This is a genomic window from Sulfolobales archaeon (assembly GCA_038881635.1).
GTDB lineage: Archaea > Thermoproteota > Thermoprotei_A > Sulfolobales > AG1 > WYEN01.
Window position 1 is genome coordinate 21,389 of the sequence record JAVZPJ010000002.1, and the last position, 23,263, is coordinate 44,651.

The window sequence follows — 23,263 nt, forward strand, 5'->3', positions numbered from 1 at the left end:
ATAAGTAGTATCTCAAGTCTTTCTTCTAAATACTATGACCAGCACTACTACTCCTAAGACTACTCCTGCTAACGCTATTATAAGACTTGCTAGTGCTGTCATGCTCGTTCTGTCTACTCTTGATTCAATATCTGCTATACTTGTATTCAGACTCTGGCTTAGACTACTGTATCCTAATTCTAGATTGGACACTCTGCTACTCATACTTTTCAGATCGTTTTGCAGTGTATTTGCGAATGTTCTCAATTCTGCTACGCTCATGAGCATGCTAAGATTCAGATCTGATACTGTTTTATTAAGACTGGATAGTGTTGCATCTATCTCCTGTAGCTTCACACTATGAGAGTTTAGAGAATTATAAAGTTCAATTATAGATCTATTCATATTTCCTATGATCCCTTGAAGTTCTCTGTAGCTAGTCTCGGTATATGATGCTATTATGCTTAGATTCTCTTCTAGAGAGTTTAATCTGGCTATAAGAGTACTGATGTTAGGACTAACCATAGATTGTATTAGAGATCTTATCATAGGCTGAATTATCGTAGACAGATACTCTCTACTACTCGTGGTGCTTCTCATGTAGATATCTAGCGTTCCTATGTCGTAAGCTCCTGTAACCCAGCCTATGAACATATAGTAGATCCCTTCAGAATTCAAAACCAGATTCCCCTGAAGTATGTTGTCAAATCTTTTCTGAGGCGATACGAGAACTCCTTCCTCTATGTATAGATTGACAAGAGAATCAGATGATGAGAATCTTATTAGAATAGGATCTGGAGAGGCTTTTACCACTTCAAGAGGTATCATGATCCACTCAGGTGATGGCGGTCCGAAGTAGTATGCAGATTCGGCTGAAAGACCTGCAATACTGGATGGAGATGATTCAACGAATGTTGCATCTATCTTTAGAGGTACTACAACTACTAAAACAACCTTAGCAGTGTAAGTCTCACCAGAGGGGGTTCTCCCCTCAGCAACTATATAACCTGGGTATACTCCTGGTAGAACTCCTTCAGGTATTGATATAGTGATCCTTACTTCTCCCGATGATCCTTGTGATAGTACCAGAGAAGGTTGAGATACCGATACATAGCTTCTAATGCTAGAAGTTGAAGCATAACTCTCAAAACCTACGATACTAACACTAACACTCAGACTCCTACTACCGAGATTTCTAATATAGATAGAAGCACTAGTATTAGAACCGGGTTCTATCACCAGAGATCTCATTAGATCTCCTCCTGGATAGAATGCAACCAGATTAGTTCTGAGAGAATCATAAGCTCTTACAAGTCCAAACCCCTCTACAAAGGGATTAGGCTCTTTATAAGGATCTCCTATTGCTAGAATACTAGTGTTTCCAGATACAAAGCGGTTCCATGGAGATCTATCCGAGAGAAAAACACCAGTATTCTTATAAAGATAGGCCGAGTTCGCTAACCTCATAATAAGTTCTCCGCTAGAGGCAGTCGGCATAGCTTGCTTGAGCAGAGCTAGAACTCCTGAGACATGTGGTGTAGCCATCGAGGTTCCACTAGCTGCTGCTGCTATGTATGGTGGTCTATAGTCTGTAGGTATAGATGATATTATGAAGACCCCAGGTGCGGAGACCATTAGAGGTTGTGAATACCATGCAAGAGGTCCTCTAGAACTGAAGAATGCCGTGAATAAAGTGTCAAGAGAAGTGCTCCACTGATCTGCTGCCGCGGCAACACATATAACACCTTGAGCCGCACACATAAAGTTGATCGTATACCCCCCAGGACCGCTATTACCTGCCGCAATCACAACAAGCTTACCTGCTGATACAGCCTGTGACAATGCTCTTATGAGGGGATGTGTTGAAAGTAGTGGAAGTATATATGGAGGAACTAACCCTCCTATACTCATGCTTATTATATCAGCTTCATCTCCCGTGCCAGGCTTACCATCAGGTCCTACAAGTGCTGCTTGAATACCTTTTATGATCCAGCTGCTTAAAGTTGATTCGCAGTAATCATAGGAGCTGTTAAACACCTTTATATCGTATATAGTAGAATCAGGTGCTATACCAGGATAAGTATAGTTCGCTCCAATACCTGCAACCTGAAGAGAGTTATACTGAGCAGCTATAATACCTGCAACATGTGTTCCATGAAAGCTGCAGTACTCCATAGTGTCATTAGTGACATCATAATGCCATGCCACAACACTGGTGTTATCGGGTCTTACAAGCCATGGATGTCTTGACTGGATTCCCGTGTCTATTACAGCGATTCTAACACCCCTACCTGTAAATCCCTCAGCCCACATTTCAGGGGCTTGAACCAGATACCTGCTTGCGTTAGGAGCATAGGGATATTCTATGTTAGTCTGGCTTACACTGATTGTATCTAATCCCTTGGACTCTGTAACAGGATCGAATAAGGAATCTCTTAGAAGTTTAACTTCTATATCAGGATATATCTCTAAAGATCCCTTGTAGAGAGTTTCAATTCTCCTAATATCACTAATACTCAAGTAGGCTACAAAACCTTCCACCAGATCAAGTTTATCAACGATCTTAATACCAAGACTCTGAAGAATTCTCTCAGCATTCTGAGAAGTTATATTAACAGGAGCTATGATAGATCTTATCATGTTATTCTCGAATCTAGCTAGTCTAAGCGTAGCAAGAGAAGATATGTACACGCCTAGATCGTCAGATCCCTGAGATGAGGCTCTCACCATATAACCTCCTAAGGAGATGAGAAATAAAACGATAAAGAGAGCGGGTACAACACCTCTCAATATGCACACCTCAATAGATATACTATAAACAATATAAAGCTATGCTATCAATGTATTTTCCAACTCTTCATAAACATACTCGCATCTTCAGACAACAGAATATATAGAAGAGAATTAGGATTAGACAACTCATACATAGAATCCACAAAACATCTTTCATAGAAAAATAGTTCTTCCACACCTTATGTAGACTGAGAAACACTTACGAACCCTGCTAAACAAAAATGAAGATCCGGAGAAAACCTTAGGAAAATTATGATGAAGATAATCCTTATAAAACTTCATCATAAAAATAAAATAGGCTGCGGCGGTCGTCTAGCCTGGTCTAGGACGCCGGCCTTCCAAGCCGGCGATCCCGGGTTCAAATCCCGGCCGCCGCATCTTAATACTGCAGAATTCTAAGAGAAAGATCTAATTGTAGAAGAAATGGTACATCACGCTACTTATTTCAAATGAAAGATTATTCAGCTTGCTTACAAGCGGAGGAGAAGTTCTACGTCTTTAGAGATCTAGATCTAAGATCTTTGAGTAGTATGGGAGAGTATAAATACCTAAGATCTCAAATAAAAGATCTGAAGATCGTATGATCAAGATAGGGTGGTAATACTCCTAGTATTCACTCTTCATGATAGTATCTCTATGATTTTTAAGTGTGAGAATTCCTACAATTAATCATCGGCTTGGGATAGCAGATATGACTCTTGGTGAGATATTTAGCAATGGATCTATAGATAGAGTAATTGACTATATAATATCTATAGGTGTCCTCCTGTTCATATTTATATCTTTAATTATAAGAGCTAGAAATCCACGATCTCCTACCTGGTCTTACATGGCATTTGCATCTTTTGTGGTTGTCGTATCAGGTCTTCTACCCATAGATGAGGTTGCAAGTTCCATAGATCTGGAGGTGGTGCTTTTTCTCATAGGAATGTTTGCTATTGCTGCGATAGCTGAGAGTTCAGGTCTTCTAGATTATATGACTTGGAGAATTATATCGTTCTCAAGAGATGTTTACTCGGCTCTCATACTTTTCTCGCTATCCCTAGGAATAGCGGCATCTATCGCTGTCAATGATACTATGGCTGTCATAGGAGTTCCGATAGTTTATACTATGTCTAGAGCTCTAGGTGTGGATCCAAAAGTTTTAAGTCTTCTTCTCATGTACTCTATAACAATAGGATCGGTTGCAACCACTATTGGTAATCCTCAGAATATGCTGATAGCAACAAGATCAGGTCTTGAGACTCCTTTCATAGATTTCATAAGATATCTGCTCATACCCACGATACTGAACCTGATACTATCAACGTATATAATAGTGAAACTCTATAAGATCAGGAATAGAAGAATCTCTATAGGTCTTGTACCTCAAGAGTATATAAGGAATAGAAGAGAGGCTTTGATAGGAGGTACAGCCCTCGCATCGGTAGTAATAATCCTTGTGGTGAACGACGTAGCAGAAATACTCGGAGGACCTCACATAAGGTATATAGGCTTCATACCTTTTGTAATAGCCGCAGGAGCATTCCTTATACTCGATAAACCCAGAGAAGTTCTAAGAACCATGGACTGGGGTACTGTGATATTCTTTATGACAATGTTCATAACAATGCAAGGAATATGGAGGTCGGGAGTTGTTCAGACACTCTTACAGTTTCTAGCACCTTTAGATACTCAAGATCCTCTTAGAAGAATAGTAGAAATAGAATTTACATCATTGATCCTGAGTCAATTTACGAGCAATGTTCCTTATGTGAAATTATTTCTAAACTATGTATCGGAGATTCATGAGGGTCTGAGCGTCAGAGAATGGATCTCTCTAGCGATGAGCTCTACAGTAGCAGGAAATCTAACTCTTCTAGGTGCTGCATCTAACATAATAGTTCTAGAGGCTCTAGAGTCTAGGTATAAGATAAGCATTTCAGCAATTGAATTCATGAAAGTAGGAGTTCTCATAACGGTTATTAATCTAGTTATTTATAACCTATTTCTCTTGCTCACACCCTGATTCTTCTCAGAAGATCCAAGATCTGATCTAGATAATCCTTTTTAAATCTAACTATTGCTAGAGAAGGATGTCCTCCTATACTTTCAATTAGTTTTCGCTTCTCAAACTCCTCAGCCACTCTATAAGCCTTTCCAGGATACTTTACTACAAGTAGAAGCACTTTATCATCATGAGGATCTCTGACTAGAAGTGCTACAGGTGCTCTGAAGATCCTGTATAGATTTGATGCGAGAGAAGAAGCTCCTTTTCTCTTCCACTTTCTTCTTGCATCTATATATCTGAACAAACCAAGTCGCTGAGTTGAAACTGCTATCTCCATTGCCTGAGATCTCATGTTTCTATCAAGCTCTTCAGCGACTTTCAGAATTCTAGTTAAAATCTCTGAGTCTAGGGATGACATAACAATTCTAGGGGCCATCCACTCAACAACCTTGATCCACGTGTTTTCATCTCTTCTAAAAGCCATATACTTTGATATTCCTGCAAGTAGCTTCATAACACCTCTCAGATCCTCAGGTACTTTAAGCCCTTGATCCATGTAAAAAACGGTTTTAACAAATCTATCAAGTCTTTCGTTGGCTCTAGCTCCTTCCGATAATATCTTATCGTATGAGATCTTTGAAGTAGGAGAGTAGCCTATAAGAGATTCATCGAAATATCTTGGAAGCATCTCCAGAGACTTGTGAGATGAAAGATGATGATCTATAAATATAATTCTTGAATCAGAACATCTTCTCTTGTAATTCTCAATAAAAGTTCTTCCACTAATTATAAATGGAAGATCTAGAAGGATCACAGCTTCATAACAAGGGATCCTCTCAAGAACCTTGAATCCTCCGAAAGGCTCTGAAGGATAGAAATCTATTTCAGTTCTCTTCTTTAGAGGATAAACACCCTCATACTTCTGCGCATAGAGTATGACAGCAGAAGAAACAGCACCATCAGCATCCCAATCAGCTATAACGCATACATCTTTCTTAAGAAGTTCTCTTCCTGAAGTCATTCTACCACCTCTTCTCTACGGCTGAGAACTCGATCTTTGAAAAAGAGAATCTTATAATTACACTCTCTATTCTAAGAAGATTCGATCTCATGCTAGATCCGAGCACATGCTCACACCTCGTGCATAGCAGCGTCCGGATCATGAGATCTAATCCTTAAAACCTTAATCAACTCTACGCTCATCAATGAAAAAAGCCATAGAACCTTTATAAGTATTAAAACAAGAAACATGATCCTTAAGATAAGAAATAAGATCAGTAAATCACCTCAATTAAGATCATTTGAATAGAATTCCCTTAAGATTCCAGAATTATCCATAATAATACTCCTGGCAACTATAAGAGAGCAAAACTCTCTAGTAGCATAATAATAGTGATCTTTGAATTATTAAACTAAGAGGATAGCATCTGAAATATCGGATCAGAACTATTAAGGTTGGAAAAAGATCAGACTCAGGCGGCTCCATCTGATACGTGTACATAGCATGAGAAGCACCCCCAAACCCTCAGCTCCCACCGTTATCCCATGAACGTCGGGCGTCACGGGTTAGGTTGCTGCCTTCCGGCCCTGGCCAGGTTCCCCGTGTAGAGGCGGTAGGATCCTCTCCTCCGAGAGGACCTCCGCCACCGCCGACCCCATGGGGCGGTGTTCATTACCGGGCTTGGGACTTCTCATGCTATGTACACGTATCAGATGGTTACTGGCCCCCGCATACGCCCTTTCGGGCTGAGGGGGGTGGGCGAGCCCCCGGGCCCTACCCGCCACTCTATGTTTTTATGTTATGAAACTAATAACCTTGTAGAGTACTATGGATCTCCGCAGGTCTTCTGGTAGAGTCACAATATACATGATTTTATCTAATGTAGTTTTGTATCTGGTGTTCTCTTATGGAAGCTTCTTCCTCTACATAGATCCTGTTATTATCGAGAGATATGGGTTTCAGCCTATCTTGCTTAATTCTTTAGAGGGTTTTATAAGGATCTTTACATCAATGTTTCTTCATGCTACTATCTTTCATTTGTTCTTCAATATGTTTGCCTTGTATTACTTTGGTAGAGAGATCGAAAGTGATATAGGAGGTTTAAGATTTCTAATTTTATACATTCTATCAGGATTTTCTGCTGCATTATACTATGCTGCTCTATCATTTTATAATCCATCAGATCTTTTCTCATATGCTGTAGGAGCTTCAGGAGCTATTAGCGGTGTATTAGGTGCTTTCATGATGATGAGACCTAAAACCGCTGTGACAGTGTGTTTTTTCATACCAATTCCTATCTGCGGATCCTTTAGTGCTTCGATGTTTCTAGTTATATGGCTTGGGATCCAAGTGATACTAGGATTCATAGGAGGAGGGCCTATCGCTTTCTTTGCTCATGTAGGAGGTTTTCTCTCGGGTATCTCACTCTCATATCTTCTAGCTCGTCAAGCGGCTAGAACGTTTAGAGAATATATCTTCTACGGTCTGGCAGGAGGATGTTCTGGTCTTCCCACGCTTTCTAAGGTTATATCTCTACTTCTCTTATTATCTCTACTGGTATACATACCTTTAAGCATTTATAGAGAGTATCAGTTTATAGAGAAAATCTTATCATACCTTCCTCTAGAGTATATATCTACAACATTTCTATCGCTTCTTCTAACACTCTCCGCTCTCTACATAGTATTATTCAAGGATCGAGAGATCGATCTTGATTGCTAGGAGATGAGATATTTATTAAGGTTTCTTCTAGTAATTTGTAAAGGCTTATATCACAGCTATAGCTTATATTCTAGTGACTAGCATATTAAGAGGTCTATCGAATTGGCAGATTCTGTGGAAGAGATAGAGGTAATATTAGGAGGTCCTCAAGGTGGTGGTGTCGAGACAGCGGCTCAGATCTTTATCAGAGCATTAGGCGAGTATGGTTATTACGTTTATGGTAAGAGAGAGTACTACTCTAACATAACAGGTAGACATAGTTATTTCCATGTAAGAGCCAGATCAAGGCCTGTGAGATCTGTTAGAAGTAAGGTTGATGTGGTAGCCGCAATGGATGCTGAAAGTGTAGCAACGCATTTCGATGATATAGTAAGAGGAGGAGCTCTCATATATGATCCTTCTTTCGAAAGCGTTAAACTAGATTCCCTGCCTATGATGGAGGAGAGTATTAGAGAGAGAGTAGCAAGAATTCTAGAAGATAAGGGGTATCCAAGCACTGTAGGAGGAGCTATAAGATATTCTATAGACCATTACAATGCCAGACCCTACCCAGTTCCCTATCAAGAGATCCTTAAAGAAGCTGCTGAAAAACTTGGAGCTCATTCTCTCGCAGTAGTTCAGAGATTTCTAAATACCGTGGTTCTCGCATCAGTAGCATCCCTGATAGGACTGCCACACGAGTTTTTCAGAAAAGCTCTCGAATCATACTTTGGAGTTAGAAGACCTCAAGTAATTCAACAGAACGAGCTTGTCGCCAAGATAGTTTATGAATACTTTAAAAATAATCTACCTAAATACGATAAAGTTTTAGGTGTTCCGAGTAATAGAAGAGAGAAAATGGCTTTAGTTAATGGTAACGAAGCAGTGGGTATAGGAAAGATCCTAGGAGGTCTTACTATGCAAATCTACTATCCAATAACACCTGCCGCAGATGAGTCATTCTTCTTAGAGGGATACGAGCTCATAGAACCAGATCCTAGCTTAGGTGAAGAAGCCGAGCTTCTTAAAGGTGCTGGAATCGTGGTTCTCCAGACAGAAGATGAACTTGCCGCGATAAATGCAGCTGTAGGTGCTGCATTAACGGGAGCTAGAGTAGCTACATCAACCAGCGGACCTGGATTCTCTCTAATGGCTGAAGGATTAAGCTTCTCAGGCATGAATGAAGTTCCTGTCGTTGTAACCCATTACATGAGAGGAGGTCCTAGCACAGGTCTTCCTACTAGAGATAGTCAATCAGATCTTTTGTTCTCGCTCTTCACAGGTCATGGAGAATTTCCACGCATAGTAATAGCATCAGGAGATCATGAAGAGCTGGTGTATGATGCTGTTAAAGCTCTTAACTGGGCTGAGAAGTATCAGATGCCCGTGATCCATCTCGTTGATAAGAATCTCGCTAACTCCTGGTCCTTGATTAGAATCCCTAGACCAGATGAGATCAAGATCGAAAGAGGAAAGATCCTTGATAAAGGAGGGTGGGATTATAATAGATTTGAATTCACAGAAGACGGTATATCACCAAGAGCTTTCATAGGATCTCCTGAGACTGTTATGTGGTATACAGGAGACGAACATGATGAGAAAGGACATATAACAGAAGATCCTGAGCTTAGGCATAGGATGTATATGAAGAGAATGAAGAAACTCGAGACAGCAGATAAAGAGATTCCTGAAGAAGAAAGAGCAATACTCTACGGCAGAGAAGGATCCGATATACTTATAGTGGGTTGGGGGAGTGTTAAAGGAGCTGCCTTAGACGCTGTGGAAACTCTTAGAGGAGAAGGAATTGATGTAAGCTTCCTACAGATTAAAGTCTTCACACCATTCCCAAGAAATCTGGTGAAAAAGATCCTGAGCTCAAGTAGTGTTGTCATAGGTGTAGAAAACAACTATCTAGGTCAGGCTGCTAAGGTTATTAGAATGGAGACAGGCTTCGAAATACCTCATCTCGCACTCAAGTGGACTGGAAGACCTGTTACAGAGAGTGAGGTTGTTAACGCTGTCAAAACCTTTATCAAAACTCGTGAAAGAGTATTATACTTGAAAGATGGTAAGTAGCAGTATAGAATATGGCTGTATTTTAGAGAATATCTCTTTTAAACCTTTAAATTATATTTTTAACTTCTTTTAGAACACTATAAGCCTTGTAAATAGCTGCTGTAGAGATCGGCGAGAATATTAGAGAAGATGCTGTGATGAATATGGTTAGATATAATGGGTTGTCAAGATTTCTCAGAACACTCTCTAAACGCTCTCGATCCTCGTATGATCTCGCATAACCTTCTATAAGATTTCTCACGCATGGAGAAATCTTGATATGATGCTTCTGAGATGATATTAGGTATGAGAAATAGATCATCATAGAAAGATCCCATGACATATTATTGATATTGCTACATTCTGAGGTCTGTTCCAGATCTATTACATATATCTTGTTAGAAGACCTCTCTACGAGAAAATTTCTAGGATTGGAATCACTAAGACATATTCCATTTCTATGAATCAAGGCTAAAACTCTTCCTAGATCTCTGCATATACTCTCTATAATGTTCTGATCAGATTCCTTTATAATGCTGGTAAGGACATCTCTTGCATCAACGTATTCTCTGATCATTTTATAACCCCATGGATCCACATAAAGTATTCTAGGAGTATTTAAACCTAGCTTTCTAAGCCTTATAGAGTATATATAATCATTCCACAATCTATTCAAAGGATCTGTGGTCATCGAGATCCCATATCTTTTCAATATCTCTAGAACAGGAGATGTGAAGAACCACTTAACAGAAGACACATCGAGAAATCTCTTCTCAACAACCTTAAGGCCTTCAACCTCTCTTACTCTCGCCGAAGAAAGCTTCTCTAGGAAGTTTTTTGATGCTGAGATCTTCTCAGAGTTTCTCTTTATGATTCTGCCAGTAGCTTTTAAACCTCTCACAATAACTCCTTCAGGTAGTGTTATAAGTCTCTCAGGAGGAGGCAACCTGGTTGTTATATCTTGATCTAAATCCAGATCTATTCTTCTGAATATCTTCAGATAGGGATTGATACTCTGATCTAGAAGTGCTTTAATAATGCTAAGACCTTCTGAGATCCTTCCTATCTCAGATCTGAATCTCACAACTCCTTCTCCTAGGAGGCCTCCTCGATTTCTAATGAGATTCCTTATAATATTGCTATCGATATAGATCTCATTATCGAGATCGAGGATCTTCTTAACAATAGAATCTATTTCAGAACTTCTGTCATCCTTTGAATAAAGATATCTGTAGGCTATAGCCTGATATATTTTCACATCTTTAAATATTCTAGCAAGTTCGTGAAATCTTTTGTAGAGTACATATTTATAATTTATCTTTAGAAGATCGATGACTCTTATGAGATTATAGAGATCATCTACTAGAGACGGTATTATATTCATTCTTATAGATCTCTCTACTAAAGATGGATCTAAATCCTCCTTCCTCGAGTAAAACACATACGGAGCACATATAGAGAAAGAGAATATATTATATAAGCAGTCTAGCTCGAGTATTGCCCTACTTATATGAACTTCCACGAGATTATCCGATGTAACATTAGACTTCAGCCCTGCTGTAGGACTGCTTAAAATTCTTATTATGAGATCCATTACATAGATCTACCTTTTTCTCTATCTTCTAATTACTATATAACTCTTTGAGAGATATTTCACGGCGTGACTTGAGATGTACTTGTTCACGAATTCGATAATTTTCTCTACAGGCACTCCGTCCAACCCTAGATCTATTTTATATCTCTTAGCCAGTACATAGATCTTTCTATTACATATTTCCATAAGCACACAACCACCGCAGATCTCTTTTAAACCTCTATCTCCTATGATCACTATTAAACCTCTCCTATGATCTATGAAAGCAGCCTTATCGCTCAAGATCTCTATATATACACCGCTTCCAGAAGGTGCTTGCGACGCTCTATACACGAGAAACAACTCTGAAGAGATCATATAGTATTTTTCATGCTTCTCTACCCAGCCACTTTCTTCAAGATACGCGAGATGCTTATAGATCAGAGGTCTGCTAACTCTTAAAATTTTTGCTATCTCTGATACTTTCAAAGGTTTTTGAACTAGTAGCTTGAGTATCTCTACTCTGATAGGATTAGTTATGGAAGCCATGAAACTCTCTTCAGAGATTAGCATGATCTTCTTAAACTTAAGCTCTTCCTCGATAAGCTTTCTTGTTAGAGACATCTCTATATCTTCATTTTCCTCTTTCATTAGTCTAACCCTACTCTTAATCAAAACGAAACACTCCTATCCCAATAATTATTACTTCAAAGAATTAAAACATTAGAACAACATTCTCATATTTTCCTGTTTTTCATAAGAATCTACCCTCATGAGCATGTGAAGATCAGTAGCACGAATATTAGTGAAAGATGTTCAGAACTTCATAGAGCTAGAGAATGATATGATATGAGTATGATCACTATAGAACCCGACCCCTATGTTAAATATCTCTGCCATAGACATTATAGCTTTTTATAAGCACTCTAGCTGAGGTAATACTTAGATGTAGGAGGTTTGGTGGAATCCGTTGGATTCTAGAGAAGTGAAATACAGAGATAAGGATCCTAGTATAAGATTTTCTTCTCCTACACTCTTCTACGACAATTATTGTAAGATATGCTACACTTATGCCAAGATCATTTCACTACTTAGTAGAGGAAGGATCAGTGTTAGAGGAATGTATACAGAGGATAGTGAGTGGATTAGAAGAATAGTAGGTCCTAGTGAATACATCCTCATGCCATGGTTCTACTCGCCAAGAAATAGAAAGATATATGGAGGGAGATCCATGATACTACCTCTACTCAGAGAGATGATCATAGGATTATTTAAGAGAGGCAATAATGTATTTGCAGATCTCAAGCCCGAGAACTGCTCAGCAGTATTGCCTTGCAGTGGTTTGAAAGGGTTTGTGTATAGAACCTTAACTATCTTACTCAAGTCAAAAACCATAGATCTAAAGAGAGAAAACTATCCTACCACCTGAAGACCTGAAGCCTTTCAAGTTAAATCCAGATTTAATGATTATTCAACTAGTTCATCTTCAGAGAAGAATATGGAGAGCTCGTACTCTGCATTCTCTCTAGAATCTGATGCGTGGATCACGTTCTCCTGAATCGATAGAGAGAAGTCTCCTCTTATAGTGCCTGGAGGAGCTTTTCTACCATCTGTAGGACCTATCATCGTTCTCAGAACCTCAACAGCCGACTCTCCCTTAACAACCATTACAACTACCGGAGCGCTTGTAACAAACCTCACCAGGTCATTGTAGAAAGGTTTTTCTCTGTGTACAGCATAAAGCTTTCTAGCTTGATCCTCTGACATTCTGATCAGCTTTAACCCTACTATCTTAAGACCTTTACGCTCTATTCTCGATATAATCTCTCCAACAAGACCTCTAGAATAACCATCGGGTTTTATCATTACAAAAGTTCTCTCAACAGGCATTAAACCACCCTATTATACTTCTATAAGGCCTACCCACTACTCACTCTTCCTGCTCACAACACCTTTCATATATCTTTTAGTCCATGGAATCCTCCTAGGATCTCTACCTAGTCTATAGTTTTTAACACATTTAGAAGAGCAAAACCACATTATATCTCCCTTAGTAGTCACATACATTATACCTTTGCCAGGTGTTATCTCGTACCCACAGTAATCGCATCTTCTCACTATAACCATTGGGAAACCCATCTACAGCTCTCTATAGAAACTTATAAGCCTTCATCCTTGAATAATCTACTCAGGAGGAAGAAATGAGCAAAGAATTCAACATAGTTGAAGAGATAGGGTTCCCAGCAGAAGTTATACAGATCATAGGTAGAACAGGTGTTTCAGGAGAGATCACTCAGGTCAGAGTAAGAGTTTTAGAAGGAAGAGATAAGGGAAGGATCATAACAAGAAACGTAAAAGGCCCCGTAAGAATAGGAGATATAGTGATACTAAGAGAAACAGAGAGAGAAGCGAGAAAACTTACGGCAAGTAGATAATGCGTTTAATCCCTGCGGATAAGAACTCCACCTAGAGTTATCATGAGATTCTTCTCTTTAAGGATATAAGTATTCAACGTTAAAGAGGTTAAATACATAGATCAAGCAAATCTATAGGGTGGGCCTAAGAATTTTGAAAAGATCTGAGATGTTTTCTCCACCTTCCTACTATATTATAAGTTTACATAGTAAACTGCTTATAGAGAGCTTATGAAGATCCTTGTCACAGGAGGTGCGGGTTTCATTGGTGGAAACGTGCTTCTATATCTTAGGAGGAGAGGGTATGAAGTTGATGCTCTGGATAGTCTTGAGAGAGCATCGCCGGAGATTTTCAAGCTTTTGAAGGAAAATAATGTCATGATATATGTAGAGGATCTGAGAGCTAGCTCTAGACTTAGAGAGATTGTGAACAAGTATGATGTTATAATCCATGCTGCCGCATACATAGATGTGAAAGAATCAATAGAAAACCCGTGGATTTATATGGAGAATAACTACCTCTCCACCTATAGACTTTCAGAAGCTCTCGATAGAAGACAAATGATTGTGTATCTAAGTTCCGCATCTGTCTATGGAGATTCTTCGGAAATCCCTTTGAGAGAAGATTCTCCTAAAAAACCTATCTCGCCATATGGATTAAGTAAGCTTCTCGGTGAGGAAGCTCTGATCATAGGATCTCTTTGTAAAGGCTTTAGATACTCGATCCTGAGATTGTTTAATGTATATGGTCCTGGACAGAGTAGATCGTATGCAGGTGTAATTAGTATATTTATAGATAGAGTATTAAGAGATCAGCCTCCTATAATATTTGGAGACGGTATGAATATGAGAGATTTTATACATGTGAGAGATGTGGCAAGAGTTATAGAGCTAATTCTCGAGAGACCGGATGTATCAGGAATTTTCAATGTGGGTAGCGGTGTAGGCGTCTCTATAGGAGACCTAGCTAGATTGATAATAAGGTTAGCGGGAAAAGAAGGAGCTTTATACCCTCAATATGCTGAGCCGAGACCTGGTGATATAAGAGTTAGTATCGCTAGCATTGATAAGCTTAAGAAGATTCTAGGTTTCACACCAGAAATCTCGCTAGAAAAAGGTTTGGAAGAACTCATAAAGATGAGGAGAAACGAGGTCGAGAGATAACGTCAGAACTCAAGACCTCAATCACTTCTCATACCTCCCGAGCTCATCATCCATTTAAGATTTTAATTGAATAAAAATAAGGGATTACCAGGACTATAGTGGTGTTAAGAGATTGGGTTCAGCAGATTCGAGGAGTGAAGGCAGGCTTCTCCCTGGTGTCACCAAGATCTTTACTAAGATCCCTGTAGAGAGGATTCAAATTCTCATAGGTAGAGATGGAGGTAATATTAAGATGCTGGAGGAGAGGCTTAGAGTCAGGATTAGCATAGATAGATCTTTAGGATCTATATATGTAGAACCTGTCCAAGCTGATACTCCCGTCTATAATCTTCTGAAAGCTAAAGACTATATAGATGCAGTAGGCTTCGGATTTGATCCGAAAGATGCGGAAAGAGTTCTAGAAGAGGATCAGATCCTTCTGATAATAGATCTGAAAGATCAATTGAGACTTCCAGAGAATCATTTGAAAAGAATTAAAGGAAGAATCATAGGTAAGGATGGTAGAGTTAAGAAGAATCTCGAAGAACTCAGTGGTTGTAGTATCTCAGTATATGAGAACACCATAGCTATAATAGGGGATGTAGAATCTGCAAATGCTGTAAAAGAAGCTATCCAGCTTATTATAGAAGGTAGAGAACATTCCACCGTTTACAGGCATCTTAGAAGGCTCATGTCTAGGATTAAGAGAAGATTTTAGATCTCTTTGAATGATATCAGTTCTCTGAATACTTTAAGAGTATCAGAATCTCTTAGAAGCCTTGAGATCTCAACACTCCACATATGATCTCTAGAGATATAGACGGTAAAATCTCTAGCCACACCTGATCTCGCTAGGCTCTCTATAAGCATCTCTATATCTTTAGCCAGTTCTCTTACAATAGAAGGATCGCTTGATGCTTGATGAGATAACTCATACTGAGAGTAAGGATATGTATCTATAAGATCTGATATATACACACCTAGAAATGGCGTATAATATACTACACACGAATCATCAGAGATCTCTCTAAGCTCTATCGATGCTTTTTTGTTTTCATCTCTAGGAATAAGAATTATCTTATAGCATTTGATTCTTCTAATAATATCTATCGATGTTGAAAGCCCTCTGATTCTAGTTCTTATGATAGTTGGTCTCGCTATAGAGAGAGGATCTGATATTAAAACCCCTCTCCGTCCTTTAGAAACAGGTGTGTATCTCTCTATAAACCTGCTCTCGCTGGTAAAGATCTTCATGAGATTTCTCAAAGAAGGGTGTGAAAAGGATCTCTCGGTAATAAGCTCCCATAATCTACCTTCTCTAATAGCTGTTTTTACTCTCTTAATCTCTCTATTGATTACATAGAGATTATGTAATGCTAGAAGTCTGACTCTCTCTTCCTTGTTCATTTCCATAAGATCTTTTGGAGAATATTTTGAGCATACAGGACACGAACATGGGAACTCCTCCAGATCTTCAAGTCTTTCTGTCCCATACTCGGTCATATACCTGTTATCCCGAGCGTAGAGTATGTAGCTTGCAGAATCAAATAGATCAATTCCTAGAGCTACTATGAAAGGTATCAGCATTGGATGTCCTGCGCCAAATAGGTGAACGGGTTTATCAGGGTGCAGATATTTCTTGGCTACTATAATGGCGGAGAATATTTTCTCATAGTCATAGTTCTCTAAATATGTGACAGGACTTCCTATACCGTATACAGAGTATCCTGGGATCTCACTACTTTCTATAGCAGATCTCATGATAAGATCTGTATATCCTCCTCCTTGTATTGGTAGAACCCAGAGTTTATCAGATGATGAGACTACGTCGAGAACTTCTCTAGCTCTTCTGAGAGTCTCTTCAACACTCTCTCTAGCTTTATCATAAGAAGCTTCTGAATCTGTCGGTATATCAAGTATAACTGCTATATCCTGATCTAATTTATTTTGATATTCAACAATCTCTCTATTACTCACATCCACAGATCCGTAGAGTAAGATCTGATAAGCCCCTGAATCTGTCATGAGAATTCCTTCGAAACCTAGGATCTTCTTTAAACCTTCTTCAATAGCTTTATCTCCATAAAACTTTCTAACGAGATAAGCATTGGTTATAAGAGTTCTGAAACCTATTTCAGAAATATCTCTAGCACTAAGACTATACTTCTGACGATATGGGTGTATTACGGGGAAAAAAGCAGGCGTCTCAATCTTACCGCTTCTAGTATGTAGAACTCCTATCCTACCTAAGAGATCTTTATCTTTTATCTCGAATACAGATTCCACTCAAGCAGCACCACTACTTTCTAGCTTTTTTACTCTTCATATACTCTTCCCACAGATCATAGATCCTTGAAGCAAGAGCCCCAGATCCTTCTACACCGCTCTCAGAGATCTTATACCTGTCAAGTATCATTACAACCCCTGCATCTCTTAAAACCTTTATATTAACAGGATTTATACCTAGCTTCTGAGCTGCTATATTAGCAAATTCATCAGGATCGAATGCTGGAAGTTCTTCTACGAAGATCTCTGAGATTCTGCCTCCCATTATGAAAACCCTATGAAATTTATTACCCTTCTCATCTTCTACATCTCCGAGAACAATGTGCATCTCAGCTTGCTCAACACCTAGGAGAACACCTTTATAAATCCTTCCATCAGTCGTTCTCACAACAATCTTTCTATCTATAATATTGTTAAGCTCCGTCGTAAATCTTCTAACCGCCGGAATAGTGCTCATTCTGACACCTATACATTAATTTTTTGAGACTATAATAAGAGCTAAGATCTGGTAAGGGAACTATATTTAGCTTCCTACCTCTAATTAGTATTTGGTAGTATGAGGATGAGTAGTAGGAGAGATACATCTAAAAATGAGATAGATCTCATAGTAGAACCTGCTAAGCAAAGAGATGTGGGAAAGAAATTTGCTAGAATACCCAAGAGAATTATGAGAGAACTTGGGGTGGAATCAGGAGATTTCATAGGTATAAAAGGACCTAAGGGAGTAGTATACGCTCAGGTCATGCCAGGCTATACGGAGGATGAGGATAGAAATATAATAAGGATCGATGGATATATCAGAGAAAGCCTAGGAGTAGGTGTTGGAGATATTGTGAGGGTATTTCCAGAGATCAAGATCCCTGAAGCAGATAAAGTAGTATTAGTTCCTATGGAGCCTGTGGAGGAGGGAGGTTTCATTCCTTTCATAGGAACGATCCAGGATTATATGAAGAATGTAGCGGAATCTCTTAACGAATATTCTCCCTATATAAAGCAGCAGCTTCTAAACAAACCACTATCAAGAGGAGAGATTGTGGCAGTTCCTATACACCCTACATTTGGCAGGATCATAAAATTCTTTGTGAGATCAACTTCTCCATCTAATGTAGTCTATGTATCAGAGAATACAGATATAGTGATAAGATACGAGCCTATTGAAGAGATTAAGAAAACCTTAGAAGGCATACCAAGAGTAACATGGGAGGACATAGGAGATCTTGAGGAGGTGAAGGAGAGATTAAGAGAAATAGTAGAACTACCTATGAGACATCCAGAGATCTTCAGACATCTAGGTATAGAACCTCCTAAAGGTATCCTACTCTACGGACCACCAGGAGTGGGGAAAACACTTCTAGCTAAGGCTCTGGCTAATGAAGTTGGTGCTTACTTCATAGCGATAAACGGTCCTGAGATAATGAGTAAATTCTATGGAGAATCCGAGGAAAGACTTAGAGAGGTTTTCAAAAAGGCTCAGGAGAATGCTCCAGCTATAATATTCATTGATGAGATAGATGCTATAGCTCCTAAGAGAAGTGAGGTTATCGGTGAGGTTGAGAAAAGAGTTGTAGCTCAGCTACTAACCCTCATGGACGGCCTTCAGAGTAGAGGGAGAGTTGTTGTCATCGGTGCAACGAATAGAATAGATGCGGTAGATCCTGCTCTCAGAAGACCTGGAAGATTTGATAGAGAGATCGAGATACCTCCACCCGATAGAAGAGCTCGCAGAGAGATTCTATTGGTTCACACAAGAAATGTACCTCTCTCGGAGGATGTTGACATAGAAAAACTAGCCGATCTAACACATGGTTTTACAGGAGCAGATCTAGCCGCACTCGTTAAAGAAGCTGCTATGATCTCTTTGAAGAGATTTCTCAGAGAAAACACTATAGATCTTTCAAAACCCATACCTCCAGACATGCTAAGCAAACTTGTTGTCGAAATGAGAGACTTCCTACAAGCTATGAACGTTGTACAACCCACCCTCATTAGAGAGGTATTTGTTGAAGTGCCTGAAGTTAGATGGAGCGATATAGGAGGTCTTGAGGATGTGAAGCAACAGCTTAGAGAAGCTGTTGAATGGCCTCTAAAGAATCCTCAGATATTTGAGAAGATGGGTATAAGACCTCCTAAAGGTATCCTACTCTACGGACCACCAGGAGTGGGGAAAACACTTCTAGCTAAGGCTGCCGCTACTGAGAGTGAGGCTAACTTTATAGCTGTAAACGGTCCTGAAGTGCTTAGCAAGTGGGTTGGTGAGAGTGAGAAAGCTATTAGAGAGATCTTTAGAAGAGCTAGAATGGTTGCACCAGTAATAGTGTTCTTCGACGAGATCGATGCCATAGCACCTGTGAGAGGTCATGATGTATCTGGTGTAACAGATAGAATAGTTAATCAGCTCTTAAGTGAGATGGATGGTATCAAGCCTTTGAGAGGAGTGGTTGTTATAGCAGCAACTAATAGACCTGATCTTATAGATCCAGCTCTTCTAAGGCCAGGACGTTTTGATAGAGTGATCTACGTACCTCCACCGGATAAGAAGGCAAGACTTGAGATTCTTAAGATCCATACGAGGAGAATCCCTCTAGCTAGTGATGTAGATCTGGAGAAGCTGGCAGAGATGACCGAAGGCTTTAGCGGTGCAGATATAGAGGCTCTAGTCAGAGAAGCAGTGATGCTAGCACTTAGAGAGAAACTTGAGGTAAGACCTGTGTCTATGGAGTATTTCATGAGAGCCTTGAAGAGTATTAAGCCAAGCCTTGTTGGTGATGTAAATAGAAAGTATGAGAATGCTATTGAAAAGCTCATTAGAAGCTCTTTTATGTGAAACAAAGATTTTCGAGATATAAACCTTCTACGTTAAGCTCTACGTAAGATCTTCCAAGAAGCTGATCTAAAGTAATTCTAAATAGTTTTTCTTCTAAGACATAAGTAGATCTCCTTCATAGGAGTGAGATCCGCTGAGATACTCTCATCTCTAGGATAGATGATAACCAGAAACCCCCAGAGACTTGCTATAACTCTAAAACCTTTTTCATCTCTCTTAATACCAGCTATAAAACCTCTGGCGCAGAAATCTACACCATCTCTATACTCAGGCTTCTCGCTACTGAGTACGAATTCAAGTTCTTCACCGTCTTTAACCTCGAATATCTCTTGATGAAGATCCATTTCCACCCTAACCAGAGAACCTTCAAGATCTACTATAAAGATCTTTGGGACGAGACTTTTTTTGATCCCTTTAACTTTAACAAGATCCTTTATCAATAGAATACAACACCTGAGAATTATTATAATGAGGTATTATTAAGCATAGTTATAGGTAAGATCCTAGAATATCTAGTTTTGCTTGTGCATTTCTCCTCATTCTAACACTATGAAATCTCTCAGAGATTTCTATTATGGGTTCAAAGATGCATTTGTTTGATAGCTCGATCTATTGATATATGTAATACCTTTTCTCTCCAATAGATGATATTTGTGAGGGTAATATAATATACTTATCATAGAGTGATTTAAACTGGTTAAGGTGTCAATGAGTGAGGTTAGTGCCTTAAATAATATTAAGGCTCTTGTATCGGACTTCTTAGTTAGATATGGTGAGAGAGGAAGAGCTGTTCTAGAAGCTAGTATAAGAGCTTATAATAAAAATCTCTCAAGATATAAAGACTCGTCATTCTCCCTTCCAGGAGATTTTGATTATAAAACACTAGTTGAAGAACTAGGTCTCATGGGCTACAGCTATAATCCATCCCCGATTCTTAGGATTCTCGAGAGAGAGTATGGTCTGATCAGGACTACAATGCATACCTCTAGACAGAGATGGTTTTCATTTAGCAGTGAAGAAGTTAAAAACATTCTAGAAGATCTTCTGATAAAACCTAGAGAAGGATTTAGCGAGAGCGATCCAGAACTTCTCATTATAAGAGCCCAACTTATATCTCTGAGAACGGATAAGATCAAGAGATTTCTAGAGCATCTACTAACTAAAGATGTGTGGAGCGATCTCGATTATAAGAAACTTAGAAAAATTAGCGTAGAAGATCTACCTCAGTTGCTTAAGATCTATGAGAGACTTAAGAGAAGAGATAGCGAGAAGACTACCAGCATTGCAAGCGAGATCGAAGAAATATTCAGGCTCCTAAGCAAAGTTGTTATGCAGGTTTACAAGAGAGGTGATATTAATGAAGATAGAGATAGCGAGTTAGAAGAACTTCAGAGAGATCTTGAGAGATTTACCAATGAAAAGATATGAAAGAATTGTCTGATTGTCTATATGTCTAAAACTATCTTAGTTCTCCAAATACCATTAGCATCTCTCTCAATGCTCATCTGAGAGTAGGTCACAGCCTTAACAACTATACCTGCAGGATGCTTCTCTCTATCAAACCTCTCGCCACATGCGAAACCTTCTATTAGAAAACTCTCCTCATTCTCAGTTTTTCTAATAGTTATGCTATCAACTCTTACCCTCCTAGCTACAAATTTCCTGAGATCATGTTCTATAAGAAGATTCTCAAGCCATCTATACATGAGACTCTCAAGATCAAATCCTTCAGCTTTCACGCTCACACACTCGATCTCATTAACAGTATTGAGATCCGTTATATAACTGAACATGCCTAAAGCTGCAATCTCAAACAATTTAATCAGAGATTCACTTTCAACAAGATACATTACATCTGCTGTATGCTCTAATTCTCTCATGAATCTACTCATCTCTTCTACAGACATCGCAGACCCCTGATACTCTCATTAGTTAGAAGCTAAAATCGTAAACATCATGAAATCCAGCGATTAGAGTCCTAGAATCTAGCTCGTGATCTTCCTTAGAGCAGAGAGAATACCTCGTATCCTTAAGAATAATAGCCTGCAAGTATTCTCTAAAATGGTGATTTAATTCCGTACGATTTCTTAGTTGTAGGAGCTGGAGTAGTAGGTCTTTCAACAGCTTATCATTTGAAACATCTAAATCCCAAGCTGAGAGTCTGTGTCCTAGATAAGGCTTCAGGACCTGGTATGGGAGATACAGCCAAGAGTGCTGGCATGTTTAGAGTTTTCTTCTCTTCATACACTAACTTCATTCTAGCGAAAACATCGATCGAATTCTTCGAAAACGTTCAGTTCAAGGAAGGCTATGATCTTGGTATGAGATATGTAGGATACCTATTTCTTGTAGGAGAAAAAGAGAAGGAAAAGTTTAGAAATGCTATTGAGAATGCTGAGAGACTTGGAGGATCCTATAGATATGTAGATCCTAGGGATCTCGAGAGGATAGGTATTAGAACAAGGGTTAGCGATGATGAAGAGGCTCGATTCATGGGTTTAGAAGATATTGAGTATGGAATCTTCATACCTAGAGCTGGGATGATCGAGCCAGATAGAATTGTGGCATACTATGAAGACGGTTTTAGAAGATTAGGCGGTGAAATATTCTATGAGACTACTGTTAGAAGAATAGTTCTAGGAGCTAGAAACTCTCTAGGATTAGATAGAGAGCCTTTCGCATGGCAGGATATCATAGCTAGAGGTGTGGAGACAGATAAAGGCTTTATAGAAGCTGAGAATATAATTATCGCAGCAGGTTCCTGGTCATATACTCTTCTAGAGCCTATAGGCATACCCGCTGTGTCAAGACCTAAGAAAAGACAGATCTTTGTTGCAAGACCTGTTAACAAGGATCTTCTCCAATACTTTAACATAGATCTCTTCAATAAAGAGGGGGTGATGCCCTACACGATACTTCCTAAGGGTGTTTATGTGAAGACACACCCGATCGAAAGGACCTTCTGGATAGGATTATCAGATGATCTTGGAAGAGCCTTCAAGTTGGAAGAAGATCCAGTGCCTGAAGATGATTTCTATAGATACTCTATATATCCTGTGCTCAGCACCTATCTACCAGCATTTCGAGATGTAATATATGAAACCGCGTGGTCAGGGCATTACGATATAAATCCAATAGATGGTCAGCCTATAATAGATCGTTTTTCAAACATTATTATATCAGTAGGAACATCGGGATCGGGTATTATGAAAAGCGATGCTATAGGAAGAATCACAGCGTCACTAGCTTTAGAATTAAAAGAAGCAGAGTTATATGGAGGAATTAGAATTTCAACCGATGTGTACAAGCTTAGAGAAAGAAAGATAGAACCTGAGAGACTAATTCTATAATCAGTTCGTCGCGAGTTCTTCACAGCTTCTGCTCTGGTTGGAGCGGCTTCATCATCATCTAAGTATACAGTTATTAGATATATATTGATGTATATGGGTTTCTCTAGATTCTTCAAAACATTAGATTTTAATTCTCTGATAGCGAGATTTATCAT

General features: G+C 39.1%; 20 protein-coding genes, 1 tRNA gene and 1 other RNA gene. 11 read left to right on the plus strand and 11 right to left on the minus strand.

Features of this window, described 5'->3' with window-relative positions; translation table 11 throughout:
* Positions 1-12 precede the first annotated feature (12 nt).
* A complete protein-coding gene (locus QXS89_01770) occupies positions 13-2,709 on the minus strand; it encodes a S8 family serine peptidase (protein ID MEM3830912.1) in 2,697 nt (898 codons plus the stop codon).
* A 364-nt stretch (positions 2,710-3,073) separates the two neighbouring features.
* On the opposite strand from QXS89_01770, the gene QXS89_01775 reads away from it, so the two are divergent.
* Both QXS89_01775 and QXS89_01780 read left to right on the plus strand, forming a co-directional pair.
* Positions 3,074-3,149 (plus strand) — tRNA-Gly (locus QXS89_01775).
* A 314-nt stretch (positions 3,150-3,463) separates the two neighbouring features.
* Positions 3,464-4,780, plus strand: a complete 1,317-nt coding sequence (locus QXS89_01780) for an SLC13 family permease (protein MEM3830913.1) — start codon at positions 3,464-3,466, stop codon at positions 4,778-4,780.
* On the opposite strand, the gene QXS89_01785 is transcribed toward QXS89_01780, so the two are convergent.
* Together QXS89_01785 and ffs are read right to left on the minus strand one after the other, a co-directional pair.
* Complete coding sequence (locus QXS89_01785; protein MEM3830914.1) at positions 4,770-5,783, minus strand: hypothetical protein; 1,014 nt, start codon at positions 5,781-5,783, stop codon at positions 4,770-4,772. The genes QXS89_01780 and QXS89_01785 overlap by 11 nt on opposite strands.
* 453 nt (positions 5,784-6,236) lie before the next feature.
* Positions 6,237-6,546, minus strand: an RNA gene (ffs, locus tag QXS89_01790) — signal recognition particle sRNA.
* A 44-nt stretch (positions 6,547-6,590) separates the two neighbouring features.
* On the opposite strand from ffs, the gene QXS89_01795 reads away from it, so the two are divergent.
* On the plus strand, positions 6,591-7,484 hold the full coding sequence (locus QXS89_01795; GenBank protein ID MEM3830915.1) for a rhomboid family intramembrane serine protease: 894 nt from the start codon (positions 6,591-6,593) through the stop codon (positions 7,482-7,484).
* Between the two features lie 102 nt (positions 7,485-7,586).
* A complete protein-coding gene (locus QXS89_01800; protein ID MEM3830916.1) occupies positions 7,587-9,539 on the plus strand; it encodes a 2-oxoacid:ferredoxin oxidoreductase subunit alpha in 1,953 nt (650 codons plus the stop codon).
* Between the two features lie 46 nt (positions 9,540-9,585).
* Here the strand turns inward: QXS89_01800 and QXS89_01805 are convergent, their stop codons facing one another.
* Positions 9,586-11,112 (minus strand): lipopolysaccharide kinase InaA family protein, encoded by a 1,527-nt coding sequence (locus tag QXS89_01805; protein MEM3830917.1) that lies wholly within the window; start codon positions 11,110-11,112, stop codon positions 9,586-9,588.
* Positions 11,113-11,133: 21 nt separating this feature from the next.
* Positions 11,134-11,742 (minus strand): winged helix-turn-helix domain-containing protein, encoded by a 609-nt coding sequence (locus QXS89_01810; protein ID MEM3830918.1) that lies wholly within the window; start codon positions 11,740-11,742, stop codon positions 11,134-11,136.
* 319 nt (positions 11,743-12,061) lie between these two features.
* On the opposite strand from QXS89_01810, the gene QXS89_01815 reads away from it, so the two are divergent.
* The gene (locus tag QXS89_01815; GenBank protein ID MEM3830919.1) at positions 12,062-12,520 is read left to right on the plus strand and encodes a hypothetical protein; all 459 of its coding nucleotides are present in this window, start codon (positions 12,062-12,064) and stop codon (positions 12,518-12,520) included.
* Between the two features lie 38 nt (positions 12,521-12,558).
* On the opposite strand, the gene ndk is transcribed toward QXS89_01815, so the two are convergent.
* Together ndk and QXS89_01825 are read right to left on the minus strand one after the other, a co-directional pair.
* Complete coding sequence (gene ndk, locus QXS89_01820; protein ID MEM3830920.1) at positions 12,559-12,981, minus strand: nucleoside-diphosphate kinase; 423 nt, start codon at positions 12,979-12,981, stop codon at positions 12,559-12,561.
* Positions 12,982-13,017: 36 nt separating this feature from the next.
* The gene (locus QXS89_01825; GenBank protein MEM3830921.1) at positions 13,018-13,218 is read right to left on the minus strand and encodes a 50S ribosomal protein L24e; all 201 of its coding nucleotides are present in this window, start codon (positions 13,216-13,218) and stop codon (positions 13,018-13,020) included.
* 74 nt (positions 13,219-13,292) lie between these two features.
* Between QXS89_01825 and QXS89_01830 the strand changes: the two genes are divergently transcribed.
* The 3 genes from QXS89_01830 (at position 13,293) to QXS89_01840 (ending at position 15,366) form a co-directional block, all read left to right on the plus strand.
* Complete coding sequence (locus tag QXS89_01830) at positions 13,293-13,526, plus strand: 30S ribosomal protein S28e (GenBank protein ID MEM3830922.1); 234 nt, start codon at positions 13,293-13,295, stop codon at positions 13,524-13,526.
* A 210-nt stretch (positions 13,527-13,736) separates the two neighbouring features.
* On the plus strand, positions 13,737-14,669 hold the full coding sequence (locus QXS89_01835; protein ID MEM3830923.1) for an NAD-dependent epimerase/dehydratase family protein: 933 nt from the start codon (positions 13,737-13,739) through the stop codon (positions 14,667-14,669).
* Positions 14,670-14,781: 112 nt separating this feature from the next.
* Positions 14,782-15,366: a KH domain-containing protein gene (locus QXS89_01840; GenBank protein ID MEM3830924.1), complete on the plus strand. Its 585-nt coding sequence runs from the start codon at positions 14,782-14,784 to the stop codon at positions 15,364-15,366.
* Here the strand turns inward: QXS89_01840 and tgtA are convergent.
* Together tgtA and QXS89_01850 are read right to left on the minus strand one after the other, a co-directional pair.
* A complete protein-coding gene (tgtA, locus tag QXS89_01845; GenBank protein MEM3830925.1) occupies positions 15,363-16,934 on the minus strand; it encodes a tRNA guanosine(15) transglycosylase TgtA in 1,572 nt (523 codons plus the stop codon). The genes QXS89_01840 and tgtA overlap by 4 nt on opposite strands.
* 13 nt (positions 16,935-16,947) lie before the next feature.
* Positions 16,948-17,391 (minus strand): Lsm family RNA-binding protein, encoded by a 444-nt coding sequence (locus tag QXS89_01850; GenBank protein MEM3830926.1) that lies wholly within the window; start codon positions 17,389-17,391, stop codon positions 16,948-16,950.
* Positions 17,392-17,496: 105 nt separating this feature from the next.
* On the opposite strand from QXS89_01850, the gene QXS89_01855 reads away from it, so the two are divergent.
* A complete protein-coding gene (locus QXS89_01855) occupies positions 17,497-19,758 on the plus strand; it encodes a CDC48 family AAA ATPase (protein MEM3830927.1) in 2,262 nt (753 codons plus the stop codon).
* Positions 19,759-19,835: 77 nt separating this feature from the next.
* Here QXS89_01855 and QXS89_01860 read toward each other — a convergent pair whose 3' ends face one another.
* Positions 19,836-20,198, minus strand: a complete 363-nt coding sequence (locus QXS89_01860; protein MEM3830928.1) for a DNA-directed RNA polymerase subunit G — start codon at positions 20,196-20,198, stop codon at positions 19,836-19,838.
* 268 nt (positions 20,199-20,466) lie between these two features.
* Here QXS89_01860 and QXS89_01865 point away from each other — a divergent pair, with 268 nt between their 5' ends.
* Positions 20,467-21,186 (plus strand): hypothetical protein, encoded by a 720-nt coding sequence (locus QXS89_01865; GenBank protein ID MEM3830929.1) that lies wholly within the window; start codon positions 20,467-20,469, stop codon positions 21,184-21,186.
* 17 nt (positions 21,187-21,203) lie between these two features.
* On the opposite strand, the gene QXS89_01870 is transcribed toward QXS89_01865, so the two are convergent.
* The gene (locus QXS89_01870) at positions 21,204-21,665 is read right to left on the minus strand and encodes an archease (protein MEM3830930.1); all 462 of its coding nucleotides are present in this window, start codon (positions 21,663-21,665) and stop codon (positions 21,204-21,206) included.
* A 165-nt stretch (positions 21,666-21,830) separates the two neighbouring features.
* Between QXS89_01870 and QXS89_01875 the strand changes: the two genes are divergently transcribed.
* Positions 21,831-23,108 (plus strand): FAD-dependent oxidoreductase, encoded by a 1,278-nt coding sequence (locus tag QXS89_01875; GenBank protein MEM3830931.1) that lies wholly within the window; start codon positions 21,831-21,833, stop codon positions 23,106-23,108.
* Positions 23,109-23,263: the final 155 nt, after the last annotated feature.

Excerpts from the sequence above, each read along its gene's own strand:
- QXS89_01870 (MEM3830930.1), bottom strand. The coding sequence starts at position 21,665 with ATGTCTGTAGAAGAGATGAGTAGATTCATGAGAGAATTAGAGCATACA.
- ndk (MEM3830920.1), bottom strand. The coding sequence starts at position 12,981 with ATGCCTGTTGAGAGAACTTTTGTAATGATAAAACCCGATGGTTATTCT.
- QXS89_01835 (MEM3830923.1), top strand. The coding sequence starts at position 13,737 with ATGAAGATCCTTGTCACAGGAGGTGCGGGTTTCATTGGTGGAAACGTG.
- QXS89_01785 (MEM3830914.1), bottom strand. The coding sequence starts at position 5,783 with ATGACTTCAGGAAGAGAACTTCTTAAGAAAGATGTATGCGTTATAGCT.
- QXS89_01850 (MEM3830926.1), bottom strand. The coding sequence starts at position 17,391 with ATGAGCACTATTCCGGCGGTTAGAAGATTTACGACGGAGCTTAACAAT.
- QXS89_01795 (MEM3830915.1), top strand. The coding sequence starts at position 6,591 with ATGGATCTCCGCAGGTCTTCTGGTAGAGTCACAATATACATGATTTTA.
- QXS89_01780 (MEM3830913.1), top strand. The coding sequence starts at position 3,464 with ATGACTCTTGGTGAGATATTTAGCAATGGATCTATAGATAGAGTAATT.
- QXS89_01865 (MEM3830929.1), top strand. The coding sequence starts at position 20,467 with ATGAGTGAGGTTAGTGCCTTAAATAATATTAAGGCTCTTGTATCGGAC.
- QXS89_01830 (MEM3830922.1), top strand. The coding sequence starts at position 13,293 with ATGAGCAAAGAATTCAACATAGTTGAAGAGATAGGGTTCCCAGCAGAA.
- QXS89_01770 (MEM3830912.1), bottom strand. The coding sequence starts at position 2,709 with ATGGTGAGAGCCTCATCTCAGGGATCTGACGATCTAGGCGTGTACATA.
- QXS89_01855 (MEM3830927.1), top strand. The coding sequence starts at position 17,497 with ATGAGTAGTAGGAGAGATACATCTAAAAATGAGATAGATCTCATAGTA.
- QXS89_01805 (MEM3830917.1), bottom strand. The coding sequence starts at position 11,112 with ATGGATCTCATAATAAGAATTTTAAGCAGTCCTACAGCAGGGCTGAAG.
- QXS89_01810 (MEM3830918.1), bottom strand. The coding sequence starts at position 11,742 with ATGAAAGAGGAAAATGAAGATATAGAGATGTCTCTAACAAGAAAGCTT.
- QXS89_01825 (MEM3830921.1), bottom strand. The coding sequence starts at position 13,218 with ATGGTTATAGTGAGAAGATGCGATTACTGTGGGTACGAGATAACACCT.